This is a genomic window from Intrasporangium sp. (assembly GCF_036566125.1).
In the GTDB taxonomy this organism is placed as follows: Bacteria; Actinomycetota; Actinomycetes; order Actinomycetales; family Dermatophilaceae; genus Intrasporangium.
This window is the reverse complement of the sequence record NZ_DATCWX010000046.1, coordinates 1-11,664: the sequence shown is the minus strand read 5'-3', so window position 1 is coordinate 11,664 and position 11,664 is coordinate 1. Positions and strand designations below refer to the sequence as shown.

Below are 11,664 nucleotides of genomic sequence, written 5' to 3'. Positions count from 1 at the left end.
GGCGACGGCTTCGTCGAGTACGAGCGGGCGACGCCAAGCGGCCTGGTCAACCAGGGCTGGAAGGACTCGTGGGACGGGATCAACTTTGCCGACGGGACGATCGCCGAGGCTCCCATCGCGCTGTGCGAGGTGCAGGGCTATGTCTATGCGGCCTTCAGTGCGCGGGCTGCGCTCGCGGAGCTCTGCGGCGAGCCGGAGCTGGCCGAGCACTGGCAGGATCGGGCCCGCCGGCTCAAGGCCGCGTTCAACGAGCGCTTCTGGCTGCCCGAGCGCGGCTGGTTCGCCGTCGGGCTCGACAAGGACAAACGCCCGATCGATGCACTGGCGTCCAACATGGGTCACGCTCTCTGGACCGGGATCGTGGACGACGAGCATGCGCCGGCGGTGGCCCGGCACCTGGTCTCTGACGAGCTGTTCTCCGGCTGGGGCGTGCGCACCCTGGCCACGTCGATGGGCGCGTACGACCCGATGAGCTACCACAACGGGTCGGTCTGGCCGCACGACAACGCGCTCATCGCCTACGGGTTGATGCACCGCGGCTTCGTCGACGAGGGCCGCCGGATCGCCGAGGGCATCCTCGCCGCGGCAGCCGCATCGGGCGGGCGACTCCCGGAGCTGTTCGCCGGCCTCGAGCGCGACGCCTACCCGGTGCCGGTGCCGTATCCGACGGCGTGCTCACCGCAGGCCTGGGCCTCGGCCGTGCCGATCCATCTTGCTCGGGCCCTGCTCGGCTTGGAGCCCGAGGTGCACCATGGCCTCCTGCGGGCGCGACCTCGCGTGCCGGAACGGCTCGGCATCCTCTCCGTCACCGGCCTGCCGCTCGCCGGGGGGCGCCTCCAGGTCCGGGCCGAGGGCAACCACATCGACGGCGCGGCCATCCCCGAGGGGCTCGAATGGGTAGTGGAAGGGCTGGTGGGCCAAGATGTGGCCCCCTGAACCCACGAGAGCATCCACATGAACGACCCCCTTCGGATCGCCGTCATCGCCACCCCGTACACCGAGATCCCTCCCGAGGGCTACGGCGGGACTGAGCTCTTCCTCTCGAACCTCGCCGACGGCCTCGTCGAGCGTGGCCACGACGTCACGGTCTACGGCGTCGGCAACTCGACGACGAAGGGGCGGTTCGTCCGGTTGCGTGACGAGGCGCAGTTCGACCGAATGGGGCAGCTGATGCCCGAGATCGTCCACGTCGCGACGCTCGAACCGGCCTTGGCCCGCGAGACGTTCGATGTCATCCACGACAACACCGTCGCGGGCCTGCTCGTGGCGCGCTCCCGCAACGCCCCGACGATCGCGACGATGCACTCCCCGATGGATGACGAGATGGGCATCGTCGCCCAGTCGGTGAGCGACGTCGTCGACCTCGTCGCCATCTCAGAGGACCAGCGATCCAACGGCCTGCCGATGCGCTGGGCCGGGACGATCCACCACGCCGTGTGCGTGTCCGAGTTCCCGTTCCGCGAGGACAAGGAGGACTGGGCCCTCTTCCTCGGCAGGATGTCCCCCGACAAGGGCGCACCCGAGGCGGTCGAGGCGGCGCGCGCGGCGGGGATGTCGCTGAAGATCGCGGCCAAGTGCGTCGAGCCGGAGGAGCAGGCCTACTTTGCGGAGCAGGTCGAGCCGCTGCTGGGACCGGACGTGGAATGGCTCGGCGAGGTGGGTGGCCGGGACAAGCTGGAGCTGCTCGGCCGGGCGCGGTGCCTGCTCTTCCCGATCCAGTGGGACGAGCCCTTCGGCCTGGTCATGATCGAGTCTCTGGCCTGCGGCACGCCGGTCGTCGCGATGGCGCGGGGCTCAGTGCCCGAGGTGCTCGAGCAGGGCCGCACCGGACTGTTCGCCGAGGACGAGTCCGAGCTGCCGGGCCTGCTTCGTCGGGTCGGCGACCTCGCCCCAGCCGACTGCCGCGCCGCGGCAGAGGAGCGGTTTGACATCCCGCGGATGGTCGACGAGTACGTGCAGGTCTACCGGCAGGCGATGGGGCGCCGCGCGACGGCAGCCTGAGATAACACGTAGGAGAAGGGGGTATGCCGCTGAGCGCGCTCCCCGACGAAAGCGAGCTCAGCGGCATACCCCCTTTTCTTGTGCTGTGGTACACACGATGGATGGTTGCGATCGAGCGGTTGGACGAGGACGGCCTGAAGGACCTGGCGCACCGGACCGACGAGTTGGGGGTGCTGTCGGTCTATGTGAACGCCGACTTCAGGCATGACCCCAACCTGCAGGCCGCCGGAATCGACCTGAAGAACCGGTTCCGCGAGCTGCAGCGGCGGGTGACCGAGGAGGCCGGCGACCGGAGCCGCCCCGTTGCTGCGGCGCTCGAGCGCCTGTGGCCGGAGGTGGAGAGCTTGGCCAGCCCGATGGATTCCGGACGAAGCCGCATTGCCTTCGCCGCCTTGGGAAGCGGCTGGGTGGACCGCTTCGAGAGTGCGATGCCAGTGAGTCCGAGGGTGGTCCTGGATGACGGCCCGTTCCTCCATCCACTGCTGGAACAGCTGGACGAGGGCCGCACTGCTGGTGTCGTCATCGTCTCCGCCGACAATGCCCAGCTCCTCGAGTGGCGACTCGGCACCCTCGAGCTGGTCCGCGAGCTGGAGCAGGAGTACGTCGAGGCGTCACACGAGCGGAGCGGACAGCTCGGCGGGGGCCCGCCTGGGCAGTACCACTCCCCGAAGCGTGAGCAGCAGAAGGACCGCGCGCGGGACCGGGCCGAGCGCTTCCTCGACGAGGCGGCCACCGTCGCTGCAGGGCTTGCCGACCAACGAAAGTGGCAACGGATCCTCGTCAGTGGCGGCGATCGCTGGACCAGCCCGATGATCGAGAGGTTCCCGCAACCGCTGCGCGACAAGGTCTTTGGTGACAGTCGGGTGCTCAATGGACTCGACGAGGGGACACTCGCCGCGACCGTCACCGAGTTGGTGCACGAACAGCACAATGAGCATGAGAGGCAGCTCGTCGAGCGGATGCGCGAGGTCGGCGGCTCGGGTGCGGCAGTCGTCGGCTTGTCCGAGGTGGCACAGGCGTTGAATGCCGGCCGGGTCGATCATCTGGTGTACGACCCAGAGGTCCGGTACGTGGGCTCGGTGGCTGCGGACGGGGAGCTGTACGCCGGTGACGAGGTCGCGCCGGGCGGGCAGGAGCGGAAGCCGGAGCCGAGGTTGACCGAACGCCTGGTCGAGCGGGCGCTCACCACTGGGGCGCGAGTCAGCCCGATCGAAGGTGCCGCCAACGGGGCGCTGCAGGATGCAGAGGGGATCGCCGCGCTGCTCCGGTGGTGACGTTCGCTGACCGCTGCCGTCTTACCGGACGCTCACGCCGTCGGGGTCAGGCGGGCGACCGCGATCCGGCGACCCGACTTCGCCTCGTAGGGGGCGAAGGAGGGGTAGGTCGCGACGATGACGTCCTTCCACGCCGCGTCGGAGTCGGCTCCGCGCAGCACCTCGACCGACACCGTCTTCCTCTCGCGGCCGACCTCGATGGTCGCGGTCGAGGCCGCGCGGAGGTTGCGCACCCACTGCGGTTCCTTCGGCTGACCCCCGGCGGTCGCCGCGAGGTAGTAGGCGCCGTCGCGCTCGACGTACGCCACCGGCACCGTGTGTGGCTTCCCGGACCTGCGTCCGGCCACCGTGAGCAGGAGCACGGAGCTGCCGCCCCTCGCCCGACCGCCGACCTTCCCGCCGGTACGCCGGTACATCCAGGTGGCCGCCGCGTTGCCGGCCTTCCAGAGTCGCTGTGCCATCGACGCCATGTCATCCTCGATCGTTCGCGCGGGGAGTGCTCGATGACGAGTCAACCACGGCGCGGGCCAGTCCGAGGTTTGCTGAGCACTGCCGTTGGGACCGCGGGCGTTTGGCCGAGTGTGCAGAAAACGCGTCCGCCGCGTTTCCCGAGTCCCGTCAGAAGGTGTGGGCGTCAGCGCGCCTTCACCGCGAGGACCGGACACGGCGCGTCGAGCAGCAGGCGCTGGGCCGTGGAGCCGAGGAGCAGCTTGCCGACGGGAGTGCGGTGACGCAGCCCGATGACGAGCATCCGGGCATCGACCTCGCGGATGAGCTCCAGGATCTCCTCCGCAGGGTCGGTCCCGTGGTCGATGCGGCGCATCTCGTGCTGGACGCCGGACTCGGACAGCTCGAGATCCACCCGGTCGAGCTGGCTCCCCTCGGCACGGTGCGCGTCGACGAGCTTGTCGTCGCGGGACATGTTGACGACGATGAGCGACGCGTCATGCGCCTTCGCCTGGGCGATGGCCGCCGTGATCGCGGCCTCACCCTGAGGGGTGGGGATGTAGCCGACGACGATCGTCACGCGGAGACCTCCTGGTTGGCGCGGTCAGGGCCGGATCCGTCGGGGCCAGGGCCATCCGACCGCTGCGGACCGCCACGGAGGGCGTGCACGAGACGGGCGATGAGCGGCCAGAGGATGACCACAACGATGATCCCGTAGCAGGCCCACGCGACCGGTCCGCCGATGAGTCCGCTGATGTCACCGCCGGACAGCTGGAGCGCGCGGCGGCCGTGCTTCTCGGCGAGCGGTCCGAGGATGACACCGATGATGAGCGGCAGGATCGGCAGGCCGAAGCGACGCATGGCGAAGCCGAGCAGCCCGAGCGCGAGCAGCAGGAACAGGTCGAACGGCTGGGCGTTGACCGCATAGGCGCCCATCGTGGCGAAGAAGAGGATCCCGGCGTAGAGGTAGGGACGGGGGATCTGGAGCAGCTTGGCCCAGGCGGGCGCGAGCGGGAGGTTGAGCAGGAGCAGCATCGTGTTGCCGACGAACAGGCTCGCGACGAGTGTCCAGACGAGGATCGGCTGCTTCTCGATGAGGAACGGCCCCGGCTCGAAGCCCCAGCCCATCAGCGCCGAGAGCATGATCGCGGCGGTGGCGTTCGTCGGGATTCCGAGCGCGAGGAGTGGCACGAGGGTGCCCGCGGCCGACGCGTTGTTCGCCGCCTCCGGGCCGGCGACGCCCTCGATCGCGCCCTTGCCGAACTCGTCGCGGTGCTTCGAGAAGCGGCGCTCGGTGAGGTAGGACAGGAAGGTGGGGACCTCTGCGCCCCCGGCCGGGATGGCGCCGAAGGGGAAGCCGAAGGCGGTGCCGCGCAGCCACGGCTTCCAGGAGCGGCGCCAGTCGTCGCGCCCCATCCAGGGCCGGCCGACGGGGATGACGGTGCCTGCCTTGCGGCGCAGGTGGGCGGCGACCCAGAGAGCCTCACCGACGGCGAAGATACCGACCGCCACGATGATGATGTCGATGCCGTCGGCAAGCTGGGGGATGCCGAAGGTGAGGCGCTGCTGGCCTGTGACGAAGTCGATGCCGACGACGCCGATCGTCAGTCCGACGAGGAGGGACGCAAACCCTCTCACGCGGGATGAGCCGAGCACCGCGCTCGCGCCGACGAAGGCGACCATCAGGATGGCGAACAGCTCGGGTGAGCCGAGGTTGATCGCGAAGGCGACGACCTGCGGCATGACGAGGACGAGCAGCGCCGTGCCGATCGTGCCGGCGACGAAGGAGCCGATGGCCGCGGTGGCCAGCGCCTGCGCTGCCCGCCCGGCCTTGGCCATCTTGTTGCCCTCGAGCGCGGTGACGACGGAGGCGGACTCACCAGGCGTGTTGAGCAGGATCGAGGTGGTCGACCCGCCGTACATGCCGCCGTAGAAGATGCCCGCGAACATGATCAGGGCCTGCGTCGGCTCAAGGCCGTAGGTGATCGGCAGCAGGAGCGCGACGGTCATGGCCGGTCCGATGCCCGGCAGGACGCCGACGGCGGTGCCGACGGTGACCCCGATGAAGGCGAAGAGGAGGTTCATCGGGGTCAGGATGTGCCCGAAGCCCTCGATCAGGTTGTTGAGGTTGTCCATCAGAGGATTCCCTTGAGGATGCCGGCCGGAAGGTTGACGCCGAGAGCGATCGCGAAGCCGTAGAAGGTGATCAGGGCGAGCGTGATGCCGATGGCGAGCCCGCGGATGTGGTGCCGGTTGCCGAGAGCGAAGGCGCAGCCCCAGAAGAGCAGGCTGCCGGTGATGACCCAGCCGAGCGGGTTGATGAGCATCGCGCTGGCGCCGAAGACGACGATGAGCAGCATGACGGTCTTCCAGTCAGCACGACTGCCGGGCTCGACATCCTCACCGCCCTCGGCTTCGCCCACTCCGCCGTGCCACACGTCGATGGCATAGATCACTGCCGTCACGATGAGCAGGATGCCGAGCACGATCGGCACCGGCCGCGGACCCAGGGGGTCGTTGCTGCTCGTCACATGCGCGATGCGTGCCGCGTCGACGAGGAGCAGGATCCCGAGCCCCGCGAGGGCCGCGCACACACCGTACTGTGCGCGGTCCCCGCGGGCGGTCGCGGCGGCACCGGTGCGGTCCACCTCGCGGTCGGACATGATCAGTTGACCAGCCCGAGGCTCTTGAGGATGTCGGCGACGGCGGTGTCCTGCTCCTTGAGGAAGGTGCCGAACTCGTCACCGGTGACGAAGGCGTCGGTCCAGCCGCGCTTCTCCATCTCGGCCTTCCACGCCTGCGAGCTGTGCATCTTCGTCAGCGCGTCGACCCAGACTGCCTTGTCGGCGTCGGAGATCTCCGGCGGTGCGACGATGCCGCGCCAGTTGGTGAAGGTGAAGTCGACACCGGACTCCTTCAAGGTCGGCACGTCGGGGAGGGCGTCGATGCGCTCCTCGCTCGTGACCGCGAGCACCTTGACCTCACCGGCCTTGACCTGGTCGAGGAACTCCCCGAAGCCGCTCGCGCCGAACGCGATCTTGTTGCCGATGATGGCCGGCAGGAGCTCCCCGCCACCGTCGTAGGAGATGAACGAGACCGACGTGGGCTCGATACCGACGGCCTTGGCCAGCTGCATCGGCAGCAGGTGGTCGGGTCCGCCCGGCGACGAGCCGCCGCCGACGTTGACCTTCGACGGGTCCTTCTTCCACGCATCGATGAGCGAGGTGATGTCCTTGTACGGCGAGTCCTTGGAGACGACGATCGCTCCAGCCTCCTCGATGAGCTTGGCGATCGGCGTCGTGTCGTTGAGGGTGGCCTGCGACTTCTGCGTGTAGGCCGCACCGACGACGCCGAGGCCCATCTGCATGGCGAGCTTGCCGTTGCCCTTCTCGTTCACGATCCGTTGGAGACCGACGGTGCCGCCGGCGCCGGGAAGGTTGAACACCTGGACGGTGCCGGTGATGTTCTCCGCCTCCGTCACCTGGGCGACGGTGCGAGCCGTCGTGTCGTAGCCGCCGCCGGGTGCGTTGGGCACCATCAGCTGCAGGCCGGTGGCAGGGGCGCCGTTGCCACCACCGGTAGCCCCCGCGCCGGCGTCGCCGCCATCGTCGGCGGTCGCGCCGCACGCCGTGAGGGCGAGAGCCGTGGCGGCGATCCCTGCGGTGAACAGGGCGGTCTTGCGGGGGGAGTTGCGCGTGCTCATCCTTGAGGCCTCTTTCGCGTCATGGGTTGGAAGGGCATGATCGTGTCCCGCGCCACGAGGTCGTGTCGCCCTTGTGTCAGCAATGAAGGTTGAGTTCGTTTTGGTCATGCGGAGACTGCGCCGTTTCACGCTCGCGGGGCAGCTGCTCGTCGCCCAGATGGCGATCCTGCTGACCGTGCTCGTCACGGTCGCGCTCGTCTCTCTTGCCCAGTCCGAGGCGACGTTCACCCGCACCGAGGGGCGACGTGTCTTCGCCATCGCCGAGCAGCTCGCGAGCACTCCCGTGGTGCGCCAGGAACTCGCGCCGGAGGCGGTCATCAACGCCATGCCCAGCGTCGTCCAGGGAGCCATCACGCGCTACAGCCTGTCCGTCGTCTCCGTCGCCGATACCGCCGGGGTCGTGAAGAGGTCGTCGGACCCGACGACCGAGGGTGAGCCGCTTGGCCTGGGCTCGCCCAACGTTGCTCGCGGAGCAGCCTGGACCGGGGCGATGGAGGTCGGCGGCCGCCGGATGCTCGTGGCCCAGACGCCGGTGCTCTACTCGCCGGATCCGAACCGCGCGTCCGACGAACCAGAACCGGCGGTCGGCACACACCTCGGGACGGTCATGGTGGCCGTGGAGATGCCCTCGATCGTCGATCGGCTCAAAGGGGCGTCCTCCTACCTGCTGACCTACCTCGGCATCGCGCTCGCCCTCGGCGGGATCGGCTCGTGGCTGGTCGCACGAAGGATCAAGCGACAGACCCTCGGCCTCGAGCCGCGCGAGATCGCAGGTCTCGCGGAGAGCCGGGAGGCGATGCTCTACGGCCTCGCGGAGGGAGTCGTCGCCCTCGACACGAACAACCGGATCACCTTGGTCAACAACGTCGCCCAGCGTCTCCTCGACCTGCCGGAGCGGGCGGTCGGGATGGCCATCGCCGACCTGCCCATCGGTCCACGGTTGCGCGAGGTCCTGGTCGGTGAGACCGGGGACGAGCGGGACCAGGTCGTCCTGCGCCGCGGGCGCGTGCTCGTCATGAACCGGATGGAGGTGGCCAAGGACGGTCGCCCGCTCGGTTCGGTGACCACCCTTCGCGACCGCACGGAGCTCGCTGCCCTCGAGCGCGAGATCGGCTCCTTCCGCAGCACGACCGAGCTGCTGCGCGCCCAGGCGCACGAGTTCGCCAACCAGCTGCACACGATCTCGGGGCTCATCCAGCTCGGCGAGTATGACGAGGTGGTCCGCTACGTCGACTCGGTCAGCGAGCATCGAGCCCAGCTCGACCTGACCCTGGCCCGAACGATCAAGGACACCGCCATCTCCGCGCTCGTCATAGCCAAGGCGGCCCAGGCAGCGGAGCGCCGCGTCGAGCTGAGGGTCTCCGACGACACCTCGCTCAGCCGCGTCTCGTCGCACGACTCGGCCGACCTCTCCGCGGTGGTCGGCAATCTCGTCGACAACGCGATCGATGCCGCGGCGACCGCGGGCGGTGTGGATCGGTGGGTCGAGCTGGCGATCCACCAGGACGAGGGCACCCCGACAAGCACCGTCGAGGTCGTCGTGTCGGACTCCGGGCCCGGCGTGGCACCCGAGATCGTCACGGAGGTGTTCACGCACGGCTTCACGACCAAGGCAGCCGAGGCGGGGGAGCGCGGCATCGGCCTGGCCCTGACCCGGCTCATCTGCCAGCGCCGGGGCGGCGAGGTCGAGGTCGAGCGCACTCCCTCCGGAGCAACCTTCATCGCGCGTCTCACCGTCGAGCCAGCCGCGGTGGTGGAGAGCCGATGACCCGCGTGCTCGTCGTGGACGACGACTTCATGGTCGCCCGCATTCATCGCGGGTTCGTTGAGAGGACAGAGGGATTCGAGGTCGTCGGCACGGCGAGCTCCGGAGCCGAGGCGCTGGACCTGGTTCGGGAGCTCCAGCCCGACCTCGTGCTCCTCGACCTCTACCTGCCCGACATCTTCGGTCTCGAGGTCATCACACAGCTGCGGGCAGCGGGGGAGACGTGCGACGTCCTCGTCATCACCGCCGCGAAGGAGGCCGACTCGGTGCGGGCCGCCGTCCGGCAGGGCGTCGTCGGGTACCTGCTCAAGCCGTTCTCGCGCGAGGACCTCGAGAAACGACTCATGACGTATGCCGCTGAGCGCGCTCGCGCTGTCGACGCCGGGGAGTTGACGCAGGCCGAGATCGACGCCGCCTTCGGCTCGGGCGGGGTGAAGCGAGCGGGCGCGGTATCGCTGCCGAAGGGGCTGTCGGCCGAGACCGCGGAGGCGGTGCAGCGAGCGCTCAGTGCTGCCACTGATTCGCTTTCAGCCACGGAATGTGCTGAGGCCGTGGGGATCTCGCGAGTCAGCGCCCGGCGCTACCTGGAGCACTTCGTAGAGAAGGGAGTGGCGGACGTGTCCCTGCGATATGGCACCACGGGCCGCCCCGAGCGCCGTTACCGTCCCCGCTGATCGAGTGAACAAGACTTGGGAAGTCACTCCACAAATCCTGTTCACTCGATCAGGAAGAGGGTCAGCCGCCACCATCCACGTCTCCGTCGAGTGTGCACTTCGCGTCACCGCCCGCGTCCACCAGTCTCGATCGAGTGAACAGCATTTGGGAGGTCACTGCCCGAATGGTGTTCACTTCATCGGGTGGGGTCAGCCGCGGACGACCTACCGGGCGAGGGCCCCTTAGAGGCGGTGCGAGCAGTCAGCCAACCGCTGCCCGCACGTCCGTCTGTGAGAAGTCGTTGCCTTTGAAGAGGAGTGGCTCCGCCATCGCTTGGGCAAGTGCGTAGGAGAAGCAGTCGCCGAGGTTGAGCTGCGCGGGGTGGCGGCCCTTGCCGAACCGCCTCCAAGCGGCGATGGCAGCCGTCACCTGGACCTCATCGCAAGGCATGACCTGTGCACCAAGCTGATCGAGGAGCAGCCGGAGGTCGCGTCCCGCCTCCGGGCCTTGGCGGGCCTCGACGACGATGGCCACCTCGACGGCGGTGACGGCTGCCACCCGGATCACTTGTTCGGACAACGTCAGCGCGTCGAGATATCGCTCGGCGTCGCTCTCGCCCAGGACGATTGCCGCCAACGCCGAAGTGTCGACCACCATGTCAGGACGGTAGCCCGTGCTCGTCGTAGCCGAGGATCTCGTCCACAGGACGCGCATCGAGTAGTGCGCGTGCACGGCCGCGATCGATTATCTCCCTCAGCGCACTCTCGTTGGCTCTGAGCGCATACATCGACCTGACTCGCTGAAGCCGCTCGGCAATAGCAACACGAGCTGCGACCGTGATGCTCTCTCCGGTGATCCGCGCGAGTTCCCGCGCGAGTCGGTCGGTCTCTTCATCCTTGATGTTCAGAGCCATGCTTCTACCTTAACAGGAAGAAAGGAGGATGATAGGGAAGATTTCCGTCAACAGGAAGACGGTGTCAGTGTTGTCCGCAAGCGATGCAACTCTGACGTTCCTCTGCCGTACACCGCCGGGCTCGGTCCGCGCTCAGCTGTCCCCGTCGCGTCGACCTCTGATCGAGTGAACAGCATTTGGGAAATTGCTGCCCAATCCTGTTCACTCGATTGGATGTGGGCCAACTCCACCCCACAGCCACCCACCACCACCGTCGAGTGCGCACTTCGCGCCGCACCATCCTGGTCGAGTGTCACCAAACGCCGTCCCGAGCCGCCCATTCCGTTGGGAAGTGGGGGTGACGTCGACGCGGTTGGTGGCAGACTCCCGCCCATGGGGATTCAGGTGAACGTCGACAACTTTGTCCGGGCCGAGACCGACCGCATGTTCGACGGACTGCAACGAGACGCCGGCGGTGTCAACGTGCTCTCCCACAACCGCGCACCGGCGTCCGTCGACCACCAGACGGTGATCCGGATGAACCGCGACACCCTGTACAGCTTCGCCGTGGTCGACATCACCGCTGGGGCGACCGTCACGATCCCTGAGCACGATGACCGTTACGTCTCGGTGATGATCGTCAACCAAGACCACTACATCAACGAGATCCTTCACGAGCCGGGACAACACCGCCTCGACATCGACCGCCATGAGACCCCGTATGTCGCCGTGGCCGTCCGAGTCCTTGTCGACCCCGGCGATTCCGCCGACGTGGCGGAGGCGACCAGGCTGCAGGACGGCCTCGTCCTCTCGGCAGGCGCCGCTCACCGGTTCGACCTGCCCGACTACGACAGGCCGAGCCTCGACACGACCCGCAAGGCACTGCTCACGCTTGCGGCCGGGCTGACCGCGTTCGACCGCACGTTCG

General features: G+C 68.4%; 13 protein-coding genes. 6 read left to right on the top strand and 7 right to left on the bottom strand.

The features are described from left to right. From VIR15_RS02920 to VIR15_RS02910, 3 genes are all read left to right on the top strand, one after another. A partial coding sequence (locus VIR15_RS02920) for a glucosylglycerate hydrolase family protein (RefSeq protein ID WP_331925974.1) occupies positions 1-936 on the top strand: 936 nt, incomplete at its 5' end. Between the two features lie 18 nt (positions 937-954). Continuing rightward, positions 955-2,001, top strand: coding sequence for a glycosyltransferase family 4 protein (locus VIR15_RS02915; RefSeq protein ID WP_331925973.1), 1,047 nt, complete (start codon positions 955-957; stop codon positions 1,999-2,001). 101 nt (positions 2,002-2,102) lie between these two features. Then, positions 2,103-3,275: an MSMEG_1130 family ribosome hibernation factor gene (locus tag VIR15_RS02910; protein WP_331925972.1), complete on the top strand. Its 1,173-nt coding sequence runs from the start codon at positions 2,103-2,105 to the stop codon at positions 3,273-3,275. Between the two features lie 32 nt (positions 3,276-3,307). Here the strand turns inward: VIR15_RS02910 and VIR15_RS02905 are convergent, their stop codons facing one another. The 5 genes from VIR15_RS02905 to VIR15_RS02885 form a co-directional block, all read right to left on the bottom strand. Then, positions 3,308-3,736 carry a nitroreductase/quinone reductase family protein gene (locus tag VIR15_RS02905; RefSeq protein ID WP_331925971.1) on the bottom strand — a complete coding sequence of 143 codons (429 nt, stop codon included), beginning with the start codon at positions 3,734-3,736 and terminating at the stop codon, positions 3,308-3,310. Positions 3,737-3,909: 173 nt separating this feature from the next. Beyond that, positions 3,910-4,302 (bottom strand): universal stress protein, encoded by a 393-nt coding sequence (locus VIR15_RS02900; protein ID WP_331925970.1) that lies wholly within the window; start codon positions 4,300-4,302, stop codon positions 3,910-3,912. After that, entirely contained in the window at positions 4,299-5,858 is a 1,560-nt protein-coding gene (locus VIR15_RS02895; RefSeq protein WP_331925969.1) for a tripartite tricarboxylate transporter permease, read from the bottom strand. Before VIR15_RS02895 ends, VIR15_RS02900 begins: the two co-directional genes overlap by 4 nt. Next, positions 5,858-6,385, bottom strand: a complete 528-nt coding sequence (locus tag VIR15_RS02890) for a tripartite tricarboxylate transporter TctB family protein (protein WP_331925968.1) — start codon at positions 6,383-6,385, stop codon at positions 5,858-5,860. Before VIR15_RS02890 ends, VIR15_RS02895 begins: the two co-directional genes overlap by 1 nt. 2 nt (positions 6,386-6,387) lie before the next feature. Then, complete coding sequence (locus VIR15_RS02885; RefSeq protein ID WP_331925967.1) at positions 6,388-7,425, bottom strand: Bug family tripartite tricarboxylate transporter substrate binding protein; 1,038 nt, start codon at positions 7,423-7,425, stop codon at positions 6,388-6,390. A 106-nt stretch (positions 7,426-7,531) separates the two neighbouring features. On the opposite strand from VIR15_RS02885, the gene VIR15_RS02880 reads away from it, so the two are divergent. Both VIR15_RS02880 and VIR15_RS02875 read left to right on the top strand, forming a co-directional pair. Continuing rightward, complete coding sequence (locus VIR15_RS02880; RefSeq protein ID WP_331925966.1) at positions 7,532-9,193, top strand: sensor histidine kinase; 1,662 nt, start codon at positions 7,532-7,534, stop codon at positions 9,191-9,193. Next, complete coding sequence (locus VIR15_RS02875) at positions 9,190-9,864, top strand: response regulator (protein ID WP_331925965.1); 675 nt, start codon at positions 9,190-9,192, stop codon at positions 9,862-9,864. The genes VIR15_RS02880 and VIR15_RS02875 overlap by 4 nt, the downstream gene beginning before the upstream one ends. A 241-nt stretch (positions 9,865-10,105) precedes the next feature. Here VIR15_RS02875 and VIR15_RS02870 read toward each other — a convergent pair whose 3' ends face one another. Then, on the bottom strand, positions 10,106-10,501 hold the full coding sequence (locus VIR15_RS02870; RefSeq protein WP_331925964.1) for a type II toxin-antitoxin system VapC family toxin: 396 nt from the start codon (positions 10,499-10,501) through the stop codon (positions 10,106-10,108). A 1-nt stretch (position 10,502) separates the two neighbouring features. Continuing rightward, positions 10,503-10,757: a type II toxin-antitoxin system VapB family antitoxin gene (locus VIR15_RS02865; protein ID WP_331925963.1), complete on the bottom strand. Its 255-nt coding sequence runs from the start codon at positions 10,755-10,757 to the stop codon at positions 10,503-10,505. A gap of 372 nt (positions 10,758-11,129) precedes the next feature. Between VIR15_RS02865 and VIR15_RS02860 the strand changes: the two genes are divergently transcribed. After that, on the top strand, positions 11,130-11,664 hold a 535-nt coding region (locus VIR15_RS02860), incomplete at its 3' end, for a DUF1254 domain-containing protein (protein ID WP_331925962.1).